The 15,590-nt window shown below is 73.5% G+C and carries 12 protein-coding genes and 2 pseudogenes; all 14 read right to left on the bottom strand.

The window, feature by feature from the left end; genetic code table 11:
• Positions 1-62 precede the first annotated feature (62 nt).
• A complete protein-coding gene (trmD, locus tag CIK06_RS07170) occupies positions 63-836 on the bottom strand; it encodes a tRNA (guanosine(37)-N1)-methyltransferase TrmD (protein WP_095567636.1) in 774 nt (257 codons plus the stop codon).
• A gap of 14 nt (positions 837-850) precedes the next feature.
• Complete coding sequence (rimM, locus tag CIK06_RS07165) at positions 851-1,408, bottom strand: ribosome maturation factor RimM (protein WP_198348284.1); 558 nt, start codon at positions 1,406-1,408, stop codon at positions 851-853.
• Between the two features lie 2 nt (positions 1,409-1,410).
• Complete coding sequence (locus tag CIK06_RS07160; RefSeq protein WP_095564157.1) at positions 1,411-1,671, bottom strand: RNA-binding protein; 261 nt, start codon at positions 1,669-1,671, stop codon at positions 1,411-1,413.
• Positions 1,646-2,128: a 30S ribosomal protein S16 gene (rpsP, locus tag CIK06_RS07155; protein WP_095564156.1), complete on the bottom strand. Its 483-nt coding sequence runs from the start codon at positions 2,126-2,128 to the stop codon at positions 1,646-1,648. Before rpsP ends, CIK06_RS07160 begins: the two co-directional genes overlap by 26 nt.
• Before the next feature lie 287 nt (positions 2,129-2,415).
• Positions 2,416-3,063, bottom strand: coding sequence for a DUF402 domain-containing protein (locus CIK06_RS07150; RefSeq protein WP_095564155.1), 648 nt, complete (start codon positions 3,061-3,063; stop codon positions 2,416-2,418).
• Positions 3,064-3,102: 39 nt separating this feature from the next.
• Positions 3,103-4,509, bottom strand: a complete 1,407-nt coding sequence (gene proS, locus CIK06_RS07145; RefSeq protein WP_095564154.1) for a proline--tRNA ligase — start codon at positions 4,507-4,509, stop codon at positions 3,103-3,105.
• Positions 4,510-4,605: 96 nt separating this feature from the next.
• On the bottom strand, positions 4,606-5,685 hold the full coding sequence (locus CIK06_RS07140; protein WP_095564153.1) for an amidohydrolase family protein: 1,080 nt from the start codon (positions 5,683-5,685) through the stop codon (positions 4,606-4,608).
• A gap of 101 nt (positions 5,686-5,786) precedes the next feature.
• Positions 5,787-7,352: a signal recognition particle protein gene (ffh, locus tag CIK06_RS07135; protein WP_095564152.1), complete on the bottom strand. Its 1,566-nt coding sequence runs from the start codon at positions 7,350-7,352 to the stop codon at positions 5,787-5,789.
• Positions 7,353-7,555: 203 nt separating this feature from the next.
• Complete coding sequence (locus tag CIK06_RS07130) at positions 7,556-8,212, bottom strand: response regulator transcription factor (protein ID WP_095564151.1); 657 nt, start codon at positions 8,210-8,212, stop codon at positions 7,556-7,558.
• Positions 8,209-9,414 (bottom strand): sensor histidine kinase, encoded by a 1,206-nt coding sequence (locus tag CIK06_RS07125; RefSeq protein ID WP_232534065.1) that lies wholly within the window; start codon positions 9,412-9,414, stop codon positions 8,209-8,211. Before CIK06_RS07125 ends, CIK06_RS07130 begins: the two co-directional genes overlap by 4 nt.
• Before the next feature lie 151 nt (positions 9,415-9,565).
• Positions 9,566-11,995: pseudogene (locus CIK06_RS07120) on the bottom strand (HD domain-containing protein); the annotation flags it as partial.
• A gap of 154 nt (positions 11,996-12,149) precedes the next feature.
• Positions 12,150-12,488, bottom strand: a complete 339-nt coding sequence (locus tag CIK06_RS07115; protein ID WP_198348283.1) for a P-II family nitrogen regulator — start codon at positions 12,486-12,488, stop codon at positions 12,150-12,152.
• Between the two features lie 25 nt (positions 12,489-12,513).
• Positions 12,514-13,926, bottom strand: coding sequence for an ammonium transporter (locus CIK06_RS07110; RefSeq protein ID WP_095564148.1), 1,413 nt, complete (start codon positions 13,924-13,926; stop codon positions 12,514-12,516).
• A gap of 235 nt (positions 13,927-14,161) precedes the next feature.
• Positions 14,162-15,523: pseudogene (locus CIK06_RS07105) on the bottom strand (MFS transporter); the annotation flags it as partial.
• Positions 15,524-15,590 lie beyond the last annotated feature (67 nt).

Genomic DNA, 15,590 nt, shown 5'->3' with positions numbered 1-15,590 from the left:
GACCCCGACACGGTCCCGGGGTCCTCGCAGGCGGACGCGGCGCGGCCGACTGCGGCAACCCCCTACTCTGCCACATCCGAGCCCGGCACCTGAAATCCGGCCTCCCGCAACGCGGTCACGTCGTGCTTGTCCAGCTCCGCCGGGTCGAGCGCGGCCAGCAGGTCCGGCCGGCGGGCCGCGGTCCGCAGCAGTCCGCTGGTCCGGCGCCAGCGGGCGATCCGGCCGTGGTCCCCCGAGCGCAGGATCTCCGGTACGTCCAGCGCGCGCCAGCTCGGCGGCTTGGTGTAGACCGGCGCCTCCAGCAGCCCGTGCGCGTGCGACTCCTCGTCCAGCGAGCTGGCGTTGCCCAGCACCCCGGGCAGCAGCCGGGTCACCGCCTCCAGCACCACCAGCACGGCGACCTCGCCGCCGAACAGGACGTAGTCGCCCAGCGAGATCTCGGTGACCGGCATCCGGGTGGCCGCGTGGTCCAGCACCCGCTGGTCGATCCCCTCGTACCGGCCGCACGCGAACAGCAGGTGCGCCTCGGTGGCCAGCTCGTAGGCCAGGTCCTGACCGAACCGCACCCCGCCCGGACCGGGCACGAGCAGCCGGGGCGGCGGGGCCCCGGCCGGCGCCAGCTCGTCCAGGGCCTCGCCCCACGGCTCGGGCCGCATGACCATGCCGGGGCCGCCGCCGTACGGGGTGTCGTCGACCGTGCGGTGCACGTCGTGGGTCCAGCGCCGCAGGTCGTGTACGGCGACCTCCAGCAGCCCGGTCGCGCGGGCGCGGCCGATCAGCGACAGCTCCAGCGGTGCCAGGTAGTCCGGGAAGATCGTGACGATGTCGACGCGCATCGGGGTGGTGAAGCTCACAGATCGAAGAGGCCGGGCGGGGCGTCCACGACGATCCGCCGACCGGCCAGGTCGACCTCGGGGACGATCTGCCGGACGAACGGCACCAGCGCCGTCCCGCCCTCCGGCCGGCGCAGCACGATCAGGTCGCTCGCGGGCGCGTGGTCGATCCGGGTCACCTCGCCCAGCGGCTCGCCCGCCGGGTCGACCACCGCCAGCCCGATCAACTGGTGGTCATGGAACTCGTCCGGATCCGCGGGCGCGCTCACCTCGGCGCTCTCCACGTGCAGCAGGACGTCCCGCAGCGCCTCGGCCACGTTGCGGTCCGGGATGCCCTCGAAGGTCACCAGCAGTCGATCCTGGTGCCACCGGCTCGCCAGCACGGTCAGCTCGCCGGGGATCTGGTACGCCTCGGGAACGTCGACCGATCCGGCGGTGCGGCCGGCCGCCGCTCCCGGGTCGGTGCCCAGCACCGACCCGGGAGCGAACCGGGCCTCGGGTTCGTCGGTACGGACCTCGACGGTGACCTCACCGCGGATGCCGTGCGGCCTGCCGATCCGACCGACGATCAGCAGCATCAGTACGAGTCGACGATGTCGACCCGGACGCCACGGCCACCGACCGAGCCGATCACCTGGCGCAGGGCCTTGGCGGTACGCCCGGAACGGCCGATCACCGTTCCGAGGTCCTCGGGGTGCACGCGCACCTCGAGCCGCTTGCCCCGCCGGGAGTCGACGAGCCGGACCCGTACGTCGTCCGGGTGGTCAACGATGCCCTTGACCAGGTGCTCAAGCGCGGGCCGGAGCGCCACGTCAGCCCTGCTCGCCGGAGTTGGCACCGGCCTGCTCCTCGGTCGCGGCGGCCGGGGCCGCCTCGGCGGGCTTCTCCGCCTTCTCCGCGGCCGGGGCGGACTTGGCCGCCTTCTTGGCCGGCTTGGCCGGGGTGTCGGCGACGCCGGCTGCGGCCTTCGCCTCGGCCTCGTAGGCCGCCTTGCGGTCGACCCGCTCGGGGGCGACCTTCAGCGGCTCGGGCGCGGGCAGGCCCTTGAACTTCTGCCAGTCGCCGGTCTTCTCCAGAATGCGCTGCACGGCCTCGCTCGGCTGGGCCCCGACGGAGAGCCAGTACTGCACCCGGTCCGACTTGACCTGGATCAGCGAGGGTTCCAGCTTGGGCTGGTAGATGCCGACGAACTCGATCGCCCGACCGTCGCGCTTGGTACGCGAGTCGGCGATGACGATGCGGTACTGCGGGTTGCGGATCTTACCCATCCGCAGGAGCCGGATCTTTACGGCCACGGTCTGTTCGCTCCTGTTGCGATTCTCACCGGCCCGACTGGGCGGTGGGCGGGTGAGCGCCGACCGGCACGTGGGGTTGCGCCGGGAGACGACTCGGGTGGACGGGCGACACGACCGGGTTAGAGGGCGCCGGTCGTGCGCCAGGTACCAGCAGACCATTGTGCCAGACGGCACCCCGGTCGTTCACACCGGACGCCGTACCCGTGCCCACCGATCTTCCCGCGCCGCCGACCGGACACCGGCCGCGAACGACCACGATGGGGCGTTCTGGTGGTTTTGTCCGGATATCACCGGACCGGCGGTCGATCCCAGCCCGGCGGCAGGGCGGCCGGCGCGGTCCAGGCCGGGTCCGGGGCGAAGCCGGTCCAGGTGCCGTCGAAGGGAAACTCGCCGGCCTCGACCATCTTGATCACCCGCTCCCCCTCGGCGCGCACGGCCGCCTCGTCCGGCACCCAGTAGTGCTCCGGCAGGGCCAGCCGCTCGACGAACTCGTCCTCGTCCTTCCAGACCCAGCTCCGGTCCGCCGCGACCACCACGTCGAGATCCTGGTCGACCACGTCCACCCCGGCCACCGCGCCGTCGTCCCAGCGCACGCCGGGCTCCTCCAGGTTGACGTACCAGCTGGCGAACCGGCCGTCGTCGTCGAACCACCACCACACCGAGTGCGCCGCGCCGGCCGGCAGGAACATCAGAATCGACGCCCCCACCCAGCGGACCGGGACCGTCCGGTACGCGAGGGTGACCCACTCGGTGAACGGCATGTCGCGCATGACCCGACCGTCGGCGGCGACCTCGTGGGCCACCGGCGTGCCCCGGGCAAGCCAGAGCAGCAGCCCCCGGTCGTCGTCGGAGACCACCCGGGTCGGACGCGCCCAGCCGATCCGGCCGCGGCGTACGTTGCGGTGGACGATCAGCCGACCGGGCTCGAAACGCATGCCGCCGAGCCTATCGCCGCCCACCGCCACGCAGGCGCGTCAGTAGGCGCGGCCGAGGATCGCCACCAGGTCCGGCTCGTCCTCGCGGTCCGGCACCGAGCCGTCGGCGCGCAGCAGGCAGCGCACGGTCACGCCCTGGCCGTTGGCCTCGCGCTCGCCCTCGACACCAACGGCCGACCAGGGCACCCGGGCCCAGCCGGTGGCCGCCGCCTCGATCGCGTCGGCCAGCGAACCGACCTCGGTGGTCCGGGACTCGCGCAGCGCCAGCGCCTCGTCGTACAGCGCCTGCTGGTCGGCATCCAGCGCGGCGAGCACCGTCGAGACGACCTCGGCCACCGGCACCGGCGCCTTGCCGCCGTCGATCCGGCGGACCACCGTGGCGTTGCCGGCGGCCAGGTCCCGCGGACCCACCTCGACGCGTACCGGATAGCCCTTCAGCTCGGCGTCCACCGCCCGGCGGCCGAACGCGGTGTCGGTGCGGTCGTCCAGCGCTACCCGCACGCCCGCGTCGCGCAGCGCGTCCCGCAGCTTGGCCGCGGCCTCGCCGACCCCGTCGCCGTCCTTCACGATCATCACGTACGCCTGGACGGGCGCGATCCGCGGCGGCACCCGCAGCCCGTTGTCGTCCCCGTGGCTCATGATCAGGCCGCCGAGCATCCGGGTGGAGGTCCCCCAGGAGGTCGTCCAGGCGTGCTCCTGGGTGCGCTCGGCGGACGAGTAGGTGATGTCGAACGCCTTCGCGAAGTTCTGCCCCAGCTCGTGACTGGTGCCCCACTGGAGCGCCTTGCCGTCGCCCATCATGCCCTCGCAGGTGTACGTGCTGGTGGCGCCGGCGAACCGCTCCCGGTCGGTCTTGCGACCGACCAGCACCGGGACGCCGAGCACGTTGACCATGAAGTCCTCGTACACCTCGTGCAGGATCTTCCGGGCGTACGCCCGCGCGTCCGCCTCGGTGGCGTGCGCGGTGTGCCCCTCCTGCCAGAGGAACTCGCTGGTGCGCAGGAACACCCGGGGCCGCAGCTCCCAGCGGACCACGTTGGCCCACTGGTTGAGCAGCAGCGGCAGGTCACGGTAGGAGTCCACCCACTTGGCCATGAACTCGCCGATCACCGTCTCGCTGGTGGGCCGGACCACGACCGGCTCGGCGAGCTGCTTGCCGCCGCCGTGGGTGACCACCGCCAGCTCCGGCGAGAAGCCCTCGACGTGCTGCGCCTCGCGCTTGAGGTAGCTCTCCGGGATGAACAGCGGGAAGTACGCGTTCTCGGCCCCGGCGGCCTTGATCCGGGCGTCCATCTCGGACTGCATCCGCTCCCAGATGGCGTAGCCGGCCGGTCGGATCACCATGGTGCCCCGCACCGGGCCGTTGTCGGCCAACTGCGCCTTGGCGATCAGATCCTGGTACCAGCGGGGAAAGTCCTCCGCACGGGGAGTGAGCACGCGTGCCATGACCGCACATCCTATTCGCCGGCCCGCGCCTCCCGACACCGGGTTTGCGGTACGGCAGGGTGCCGGGTCGTCACCCTGCGCGCCGGAGGGCGGCCGTCAGCGCAGGACGCGGCCGCGCAGCACGATGCGGTGCGGCTCGCGGACCACCGACAGGTCCCGCCGCGGGTCGGTGCGGTAGACGACCAGGTCCGCCAGTCCCCCCTCGACCAGCCCGGGAAAGCCGAGCCAGGCTCGCGCTCCCCAACTCGCCGCCGCCAGCACGTCCACGGCGGGCATCCCGGCGCGCTGGTGCAGCATCAGCATCTCCTCGGCCGCCAGCCCGTGATCGATCCCGCCGCCGGCGTCGGTCCCCACGTAGATCGGCACCCCGGCCTCGTGCGCGGCCCGCACCACCTCCGGGAAGCGGTCCCGCAGCGCCAGCATGTGCTGCGCGTACGTCGGGAACTTCGGCCGGGCCTGGTCGGCGATCCCACCGAAGTTCTCGATGTTGATCATCGTGGGAACCAGCGCCGTGCCGCGCCGGGCCATCTCGTCGATCAGGTCCAGGCTCAGCCCCGTACCGTGCTCCACCGAGTCGACCCCGGCCCGCACCATGATCTCCACGGCCGACTCGGAAAAGGTGTGCACGGCGGCCCGGGCGCCGGCCGCGTGCGCGGCCTGCACCGCGGCGGTCATCGTGTCGACGTCCCAGGCCAGCGCCAGGTCGCCGGCCTCCCGCTCGATCCAGTCGCCGACCAGCTTCACCCACCCGTTGCCGGCCTGCGCCTGCTCGGTGACCGTGGGCACCACGTCCGGCGCCGTCACCTCCAGGCCGATGTTGCGCAGGTACCGCTTGGGCGGCGCGACGTGCCGGCCGGCGCGGGCCAGCCGGGGCAGGTCCGGCTCGTCCTCCAGTTCCGGATACGGGTACGGCGAGCCGGCGTCGCGGATCGCCAGCACGCCGGCGTCCCGGTCGATCCGGGCCAGCCGGCGGGCCTGGTCCAGCGAGGTGATCGGCAGGCCGCCCCGGGCGATGCCGATGTGGCAGTGCGCATCGACCAGACCGGGCAGCACGTACCCGCCGTCGGCCACGGTCTCGGCGTCGGGCACCGGTTCGAAGGTCACCCGGTCGCCGACCAGCCAGAGATCCCGGACCTCGTCGTCGGGGAGCAGGACACCGCGCACGTGAAGAGCCATGCGCACAGTCCTACCGGATCACCCCCGCGGGGGTGCGGGCAGCCCGGCCCGGCGCGCGGTGAGGGCCGGCAGATCGGCCGAGACCTTCCTCGGGCTCCCGGTCAGCCGCGCCGGTCGTCCCGCTTGCCCTTGCCGAGCTTGTTGAAGTCGAGGTTGGGCAGCTTGAACCCGGGTGGCAGGCCGCCACCGGCCAGGTCGTTCGGGTCGAGCCCTGGCGGCAGCTGCGGCACGCCGCCGGGAAAACCGGCCGGCATCCCGCCGCCCGCGCCGACCCCGCTGCGCGGCCGACCGCCCCCCTTGTTGCCCTTGCGCTTGTTCTTGGGCGACTTGGTGGCCTTGCGCCGGCCACCGCCGGGCATGCCCATCATGCCGCCCATCTGCTTCATCATCTTCTGCGCGTCCGCGAACCGGTTGAGCAGCTGGTTCACGTCCATCACGGTGACACCGGAACCGCCGGCGATCCGTGCCCGCCGGGAGCCGTTGATGATCTTCGGGTTGCTCCGCTCGCCCGGGGTCATCGACCGGATGATCGCGGTGACCCGGTCGAAGTGCTTGTCGTCCAGCTCCGCGAGCTGGTCCTTCATCTGCCCCATGCCGGGCATCATGGACAGCACGTTGGCGATCGGCCCCATCCGGCGGACCGCGATGAGCTGGTCGAGGAAGTCCTCCAGGGTGAACGACTCGCCGCCCATCAGCTTGGCGGTCATCTTCTCCTTCTGATCGGCGTCGAAGGCCTGCTCGGCCTGCTCGATCAGAGTGAGAACGTCGCCCATGCCGAGGATCCGGCTGGCCATCCGGTCCGGGTGGAAGACGTCGAAGTCCTCCAGCTTCTCGCCGGTGGAGGCGAACAGGATGGGCTGGCCGGTCACCTCGCGGACCGACAGCGCGGCACCGCCGCGCGCGTCGCCGTCCAGCTTGGACAGCACCACGCCGCTGATCCCCACGCCGTCCCGGAACGCCTCGGCGGTGCGTACGGCGTCCTGACCGACCATGGCGTCGATGACGAAGATGACCTCGTCCGGGTCGACCGCGTCGCGGATGTTCGCGGCCTGCGCCATCATCTCGGCGTCGATGCCGAGCCGGCCGGCGGTGTCCACGATCACGACATCCCGGGCCGCCCGCCGGGCGTGCTCGATCGAGTCGCGGGCCACCCGCACCGGGTCGCCGACGCCGTTGCCGGGCTCCGGGGCGTACACCTCGACCTCGGCGCGACCACCGAGCACCTGGAGCTGCCCGACGGCGTTGGGTCGTTGCAGGTCCGCCGCGACCAGCAGCGGCTGGTGGCCCTGCGCCTTGAGCCAGCGGGCCAGCTTGCCGGCCAGCGTGGTCTTACCGGAACCCTGCAGGCCGGCCAGCATGATCACGGTCGGCGGCTGCTTCGCGAACTGGAGCCGGCGACTCTCGCCGCCGAGCACGGCGACCAGTTCCTCGTGCACGATCTTGATGACCTGCTGGGCCGGGTTGAGCGCCTGGGACACCTCGGCGCCGCGTGCCCGCTCCTTGATCCGGCCGATGAAGCCCTTGACCACCGGCAGCGCGACGTCGGCCTCCAGCAGCGCGAGCCGGATCTCGCGCGCGGTGGCGTCGATGTCGGCGTCGGTGAGCCGTCCCTTGCCGCGGAGCTTGGTGAAGATCCCGGACAGGCGGTCACTCAAGGTGTCAAACACGGCGAAACATCCCGTTTGTCGTAATTTCGCCCGGACGGACAGACCCGGCGCTCGTTCCCACCGCAAGGGTAACGGTCGGGCCGCCGGCCCGCTTCCAGGCCGGCCACCCCACCGGCCGCCCGCGGACCGCCCACCGACGGGCCGCAGGCCGGCCGCCGGTCGGCGCCGGGTGTGGCCGGCGCCGGGTACGACCGGCGGCAGGATCAGATGTCGACCAGGCCGGACTGGTAGGCGAAGACCACCAACTGGGCCCGGTCCCGCGCACCCAGCTTGGTCATCGCCCGGCTCACATGGGTCCGCGCGGTCGCCGGGCTGACCACCAGCCGCTCACCGATCTCGTCGTTGCTCAGCCCTTCGCCGACCAACCCGACGATCTCGCGCTCCCGCTCGGTGAGCGTCCCCAACCGCGGATGCGGCTTGCGCACCGGGGACGGCCGGGTGGCGAACTCCCGGACCACCCGCCGGGTCACCGACGGGGACAGCAGCGCCTCCCCGCCGGCCACCAGCCGGATCGCCCGCAGCAGCTCGGCCGGGCGGGTGTCCTTGATCAGGAATCCGCTCGCGCCGTTGCGCAGCGCGTCGAAGACGTACTCGTCCAGCTCGAACGTGGTCAACACGATCACCCGGGTGTGCGCCAGCTGCGGATCGGCGACGATCCGCCGGGTCGCCTCAATGCCGTCGATGCCCGGCATCCGGACGTCCATCAGCACCACGTCCGGCCGCTCGGCCCGGGCCACCGCCACCGCGCCCAGCCCGTCCGCCGCCTCACCGGCAAGCGTCATGTCGTCCTCGCTGTCCACCAGGGTGCGCAGTCCCAACCGGACCAGGTCCTGGTCGTCGGCGATCAGCACCCGGATCATCGGCGCGGCCCCGCCGGAATCCGGGCGTACACCCGGAAGCCGCCGCCCTCGCGCGGCCCGGCGTCGAACGTGCCGCCCAGGGCCGTGACCCGCTCGCGCATCCCGGCGATGCCCTGCCCGGACAGCACCGGCCCGGCCGCGCCGCCGGCGCCCGCCCGCGCGTCCCCGCCGGCACCCGGCCGGCCGGTCCGTCCGGCCGGCTCCGCCGATCCGGTGTCGATCACCTCCACCGTCACCTCCTCGTCGCCGTAGCCGATCAGCACGTCGGCGGTCACCGCCGAACCGGCGTGCCGCAGCACGTTCGTCAGGGACTCCTGCACCACCCGGTAGGCCGCCAGGTCCACCGCCGCCGGCAGGTCCCGCCGGGTCCCGGTGACGGTCACCACCACCGGTACGCCGGCACCGGCCAGCCGCTCCCGCAGCGCCGGCACCTGGTCCAGCCCCGGCGCCGGTCGCCGGTCCGCGCCCCGGCGCACCACCGCGAGCGTCACCCGCAGCTCGTCCAGGGCCTCCCGGCTGGTACGCGCGATCGCCGCCAGCGCCGTCTCCGCCTGCTCCGGCCGCTTCGGCAACAGGTGCAGGGCGATCTCGGCCTGCATGTTGATCGCGGCCAACCCGTGCCCCACCACGTCGTGCACCTCCTGCGCGATCCGCAACCGTTCGTCGTCGGCCTGCCGGCGGGCCTGCGCGGCCCGGTCCCGCAGCACCGCCTCCCGGCTGATCCGCACGGTGACCCCCAGCGCGAACGGCACGATCGTCCACGCCGAGGTGGGCAGCAGCCCGGACCACCCCGGCGACGCCCCCAGGGACCACAGCGCGTGCACGGCGAGCGCCAGCGCTGCCAGCCCGGCGGCCAGGGCGGCCCGGCGCAGCGGCGCCCGCAGGGCCACGGTGTAGACCGCCAGCACGTACCCGATGAGCATCGGCCCGTACGGGTAGCCGGCGGCCAGGTAGGCGGCGGTCGCCGGGGCGGTCACCGCGAGCGCGCCCAGCGGCCGGCGGCGGCGAACGGCCAGCGGGAGGATCACCACCGCGATCAGCGCCCGGCCGACCCCGTCCAGCGGCACCGAGCCCGGCTGGTGTGCCCCGGCGACCGGGGTGGCGGCCAGCGTGACCGCCAGCAGCCCGACGGTCAGCGCCGTGTCCACCAGCAGGGACCGGATCATCCGGAACCGGTCCGCCGCGCCGTCGGTCCGCCACATGACAGCCGAGGATGTCATGCCGCCCGGTCCGGGCGCGCTCGGTCGGTGGTCTCGGTCATGTCCCCAAGCGTCGCGCTCCGACCCGTCCGGCCGCGTCGGCCACCGGGCGGCACCCAGGGTACGTCCGCTGACGTACCGGTCGGCGGGCCGGTCAGACGGCGGCCAGGACGGCGGCCTCGACCCGGGACCGGTCCGGCGCGGCCGACCAGTCCCCCTCCAGGTAGAACGCGTCCACCACGTCGGCGCCCAGGGTGCTCACCCGGGCCGCCCGCACCACCGTGCCGGCGGCGTCCAGCGCCGCGGTGACCCGGTGCAGCAGACCGGCGCTGTCGGCGGCGCGCAGTTCCAGCACGGTGGCGTCGGTGGCGGCACCGCGGTGCCAGACCACCCGGGGCGCGGCGCCCGACGATGGCGCGGCGCGGATCCGCAGCCGCCGGGTGACCGATTCGTCGCCGTCCATCGCCCGGCGCAGGTCGGTGGCGAGCGCCGCGGGCTCCGGCGGGCTGCCGTAGCGGGGTTGGACCCGGCACCGCACGAGCGCCCGGCCGGCCACCACGGAGGCGTCCGCGGTGAGCACCTCCAGCCGGTGTGCCGCCAGGCACCCGGCGACCGCGGCGAGCAGCCCCCGCCGGTCGGCCGCGGCCACCATCACCTCGTCCCCGGTCACCCGCACCGCCGGCAACGCGCCGGCCACCAGCTCCGGATCCGGCTCCGGCGGCGCCGGCAGCTCCCCGGTGTCCAGCGCGAGGCGCACCCGGTCGACCAGCTCGGCGATCAGCCGGGCCTTCCAGTCCGACCAGGCCGCCGGCCCGGTGGCCCGGGCGTCGGCGCGGACCAGCCCGTGCAGCAGGGCCAACGTGCCGACGTCGCCGACCGCCTCGGCGACGCCCGCGATGGTGACCGGATCGGCCAGGTCCCGCCGGGTCGCCACGTCGGGCAGCAGCAGATGGCACCGGACCAGCCGTTCCACCGTGGCCACGTCGGTGTCCGGCAACCCGAGCCGGGTGGCGACGGCGGCCGCGACCGGCGCTCCGGTGCTGCTGTGTTCTCCCCCGGGCAGACCCTTGCCGATGTCGTGCAGCAGGGCGCCGAGCAGCAGCAGGTCGGGACGGTCCACCTCGCGGGCGTACCGGCCGGCCTCGGCCACGGTGACCACCAGGTGCCGGTCGAGGGTGAACAGGTGCACCGGGTTGTGCTGCGGCAGGCTGCGCAGCCGCGGCCACTCCGGCAGCCACCCGTCGACCAGGCCGTACCGGTCGCAGGTCTCCCAGGTGGACACCAGCCCGTCGCCCGCGCCGAGCAGCCGGAACAGGGCCGACCGGGCGGCGGCGGGCCACGGCGTCGGCATCGGCGGGGCGTACGCGGCCAGCCACTCGCAGGTGGCCCGGGCGATCGGCAGGCGGTGGGTGGCCGCGGCCGCGGCCACCCGCAGCGACAGGCTCGGGTCGGGTCGCGGCCCGATGGCGGTACGCGCCAGCACCAGCTCGCCGTCCTGCTCCACCACGTCCGGCGCCACCGGGCGGCGCGCCGGCCCGGTCGCCGGGTAGGTGCCGCGGCCCGGCCGCCCGTCCGCCCGCGGGACGGCGAGGCCCCGGCTGCGCGCCAGCAGCAGCCGGTCCACCGCCCGCCAGGCGTCGTCGAGGGCGTGCCGGATGGTCCGGGCGTCGCCGGCCACCCGGCGCAGCAGCACGTCGCCCACGTTGTCGACGCCGCCCCGCCCGTCGGCGGCGGCCACCCCGAGCCGCGACTCCGCGGCAGCCACCCCGAGCCGCGACTCCGCGGCAGCCACTCCCAGCCGCGACTCCGCGGCGGCCACCCCGAGCCGCGACGCGGTGCCGCCGGCCGCGGGTTCCCCCGGTCCGGCCGGGCCGGGGTCGGTGCCGCCGGGCGGGTGTTGGCGCAGGTCCAGCAGTTCCGCCACGGCCGCTCGTTCCTGGGCCACCAGGCGGTCCACCCGCCGGCCGGTGGCCACGTGCAGCGCGTCGCGGGTGTCCAGCAGCCGCAGGTGGGCGGCGCGGACGGCGGGTCGCAGGGCGTCCACCGCGCCGGCCCGGCCGATCGCCCGCAGCACGGCCACGTCCCGCAGCCCGCCGGCGGACTCCTTCAGGTCGCCCTCCAGCAGGAAGGCCAGTTCGCCGTGGGCCGCCCAGCGTGCCTCGGTGAGTTCCCGCAGGCCGGCCAGCCGGCGGGGGGCCGTGCGCCGCCACAGGTCGGCGGCGGCCGGGATCAGCCGGTCGGAAAGGGTGCGATCCCCGGCCAGGTGGCGGGCGTCGAGCAGGCCGAGCGCCACCTTCGGGTCGTCGTGCGCCACGGACAGCGCCTCGGGCACGGTCCGGACGGAGTGGTCGAGGCCGTGGCGGGCGTCCCAGATCGGGTACCAGAGCGACGCGGCCAGGTCGGCGACGTCCGGTACGCCGGCGTGCAGCAGCACCAGGTCGAGGTCGCCGTGCGGGGCGCACTCCCGGCGCCCCAGCCCGCCGACGGCCAGCAGCGCCACCCCGGGCAGTTCCGGCGGGAGCAGGCCGGCCAGCCATGCGTCGAACGCCGCCGCCCGCTTGGCACGGGCGGCGGCGCCGATGCTCCCGGCGCCGCCGGCCGGGGAGTGCGCGTCGGCCGAATCGGCCAGGGGTGACGCGCTCTCCCCGGTCACCGGCGGCATCCGGGGTTACCGGGTCCCGGTCGTACGGTGGCCGGGCCCTTCACGGGCCAACTACCAGCACGCATCGGGCCAGGTCCTACAGTGCGTCCAGGCCACGCTCGCCGGTACGCACCCGGACCACATCTTCGACGGCGGTCACCCAGACCTTGCCGTCGCCGATCTTTCCGGTACGCGCGGAACTCACCACGGCATCGACGATCTTTTCGACGTCCATCTCGTCCGTGAGCACCTCGATCCGGATCTTCGGCAGGAACTCCACGGTGTACTCGGCACCCCGGTACACCTCGGTGTGGCCCTTCTGCCGACCGTAACCCTGTACCTCGCTGACGGTCAGGCCGGCGACGCCGAGAGCGTGCAGCGCCTCCTTGACCGCGTCCAGCTGGTAAGGCTTGATGACCGCGGTCACCAGCTTCATGTCCAACCCCTCCATCGCTCAGACGTTAACCGCGGACCTTTTCAGCAACTCCGGCGCCGTCCTCCGAGACGGCCGATTCCTCGGCCCGCCCGTCCGGCGCCGCACCGATGCCGGCGAGCGCGAACGCCCCGGCACCGCCACCACCTGCGTTGGACAGGTCGTAGCCGCTCTCCGCGTGCTCGGCGATGTCGATGCTGTCGACCTCGGCCTCGGCCGAGACCCGGAAGCCGACGGTCTTGGCGACCACCCAGGCGAGCACCAGTGCCACGCCGAACGACCAGACCGTCACCGAGGCGCTCGCCGCGGCCTGACGGCCGAGCTGGGTCAGCCCGCCGCCGTAGAAGAGGCCGTCCGATGCCCCGATCCCGTCGCCGATGGCCGAGTTGACCTGGTTCGTGGCGAACAGACCGAGCCAGAGGGAGCCGATCCACCCGCCGACGAAGTGCACGCCGACCACGTCGAGCGAGTCATCGAAGCCGAGCCGGTACTTCAGGCCGACCGCCAGTGCGCAGAGCACGCCGGCGACCAGACCGAGCAGCACCGCGGAGTACGGCGCGATGAAGCCACAGGCCGGGGTGATGGCAACGAGGCCCGCCACCGCTCCGGAGGACGCACCGACCAGGGTCGGCTTGCCGTCCCGCAGCCACTCCACGACGATCCAGCCGACCAGTGCGGCTGCCGTGGCGACCTGGGTGTTGATGAAGGCCAGGCCGGTGACCGAGTCGACGGTCAGCTCCGAGCCGGCGTTGAAGCCGAACCAGCCGAACCACAGCAGACCGGCACCGAGTGCCACGAACGGCACGTTGTGCGGCTTGAAGCTGTCCTTCGGCCAGCCGATCCGCTTGCCCACCACGATGGCCACGGCCAACGCCGCGGCACCGGCGTTGATGTGCACCGCCGTACCACCGGCGAAGTCGAGTGCGTGCAGCTGGGAACCGATCCAGCCACCGCCCCAGACCCAGTGCGCCACCGGTACGTAGACGATCGTGAACCAACCGAATGCGAACAGCATCCAGCCGCCGAACTTGGCACGGTCCGAGATCGCCCCGCTGATCAGCGCGACGGTGATCACCGCGAAGGTGAGCTGGAACGCCAGGAAGACGTACGTGGGGATGCCGATCCCGCTGGGGTTGTCGGCGGCGGCGCCCCACAGTTCCTCAGGGAACGTCTTCGTCCCCAGGTATTGGGTGAAACTACCAATGATGTTGTTCGTGCCCTCGCTGTCATTACTGCCAAACGCGAGCGAGAACCCATAAATGAGCCAGAGCACCGAGATCAACCCGATGGTGCTGAAGCTCATCAGCATCATGTTGAGAACGCCCTTGGCCCGGTTCAGTCCGCCGTAGAACAGCGCCAGACCGGGCGTCATCAACAGGACAAGCGCAGTCGACACGAGCAGCCACGCGGTGTGGCCGGTATCGATCGTCGCCTCAGGCACGCTGGCCTCCTATCGGTGAAGGTCTCCTCCCAGGTCGGGGCAGCGTCGCCCGTCCGCCGGTTGCGGGAAGCTTTCCCGCCCCCTGTTTCGGGCGCGGTCCCCGGGATGTTTCGCACTGGTCACCGATTGTTTCGAACCTGTGAAGTCCGCTCGTCGCTCAGGCGTCGATTTCCCTGCTCACGACCGTTTCCTCCGGTCCTGCGGCCATCCGGCCGGGATCTCCGGCCATCCGGTCGGCGGCCGAACCCGTCCGGTCGACACGCCCGGGACGTTCGTCGGGGTACGCGATCCTGGTCAGCTCCCGCCAGAGCAGCAGGACGAAGGCGGCCGAGCCGACGAAGGCGAACCAGAACGGTGCCGTGATGCCGTAGTGGGTGGCCAGCGTCCCGCCGAGGGCCGAGCCGACGACCAGCCCACCGTAGACGCTCACCGTGTTGACGCTGGTGACCCGCCCCTGCAACTCGGTCGGTACGGCCCGCTGCCGGATGGTGATCGACGTCGTCCCCCAGACGAACGCGTGCGCCCCGAAGACGAAGAAGACCAGCAGGGCCAGCCACGGCACGGTGGTGACCGCCAGGGCGAGGTGGGTGAGCGTCTCGATGATCAGCCCGGCCCGCATGATGTTGCCCAGGCTCATCCGCCGGGTCAGCCAGCCGTAGATCGCCGTACCGAACAGGCCGCCGACCGCCGAGACCGTGGTGAGCAGCCCGAACCCGACGGCGCCCAGCCCCAGTTGGCGCTGCGCGTACAGGACCAGCACCGACCAGGCCGCGCCGAAGGTGAGGTTGAAGATCAGGATCGTCAGGCACAGCGTCCGGACGGCCGGGTGCCGGACCGTCCACCGGATGCCCTCGGCGATGTCCCGGAACACCGTGTGCGGCGCGGCCGCCGCCACCGGCGCATCCCCCGCGGCCACCGGCCCGGTCGGCGGCAGCGGCGGATCCCCCGCGGCCACCGGCCCGGCCGGCGGCACCGGCGCGTCCGGCGCCGCCACCCGGCCGTGCGGCGGCAGGACGATCCGCGACACCAGCAGCGCGCCGGCCGCCACCAGGACCGCCTCGGTCGCGAACGGCCAGGCCCGGCCGGCCGCGAACAGCGCGGCGCCGACGGCCGGCCCGGCCAGTTGGTTCAGCGTGATGAAGCCGGTCTGCAACCGCGCGTTGGCGACCGCGAGATCGTCCCGGCGCACGAGCATCGGCGCCAGCGTCATGGACGTGTTGTCGGCGAAGACCTCGGCGCTGGCCAACAGCCCCAGTGCGAGCAGGGCCAGCGCCACCGAGTCCGTGCCGGTGACCAGCAGCGCCACCAGCGCGGCGAGCACGAGGGCCCGGACCGAGTCGGCGGTCAGCACGATGCGCCGCCGGTCGAGCCGGTCGGACAGCACACCGGCGTACAGGCCGAACACCAGCGGCGGCGCCCAGCGCAGCAGGGCGGCCAGCGAGACCAGGAACGGGTTGTCGGTCAACGCCGCCACCAGCAACGGCCCGGCCGCCACGGCGATGCCGTCGCCGAGGTTCGTGGCCCACGACGAGGCGAGCAACCAGCGGTAGCCGGTGCCGAGCCGGGGCGGCACGACGGCGTCGACGATTCTGCTCACGGTGCCGGCACCCTACGCCGCGGGTCCGGGCGGCTGCACCGCATTATCCGCCGCCCGGGCAGCCGGG

Origin of the sequence: Plantactinospora sp. KBS50 (assembly GCF_002285795.1) — a bacterium.
Taxonomy (GTDB): Bacteria; Actinomycetota; Actinomycetes; order Mycobacteriales; family Micromonosporaceae; genus KBS50.
The sequence above is the reverse complement of the archived record's forward strand: the minus strand, read 5'-3'. Positions and strand labels throughout refer to the sequence as shown.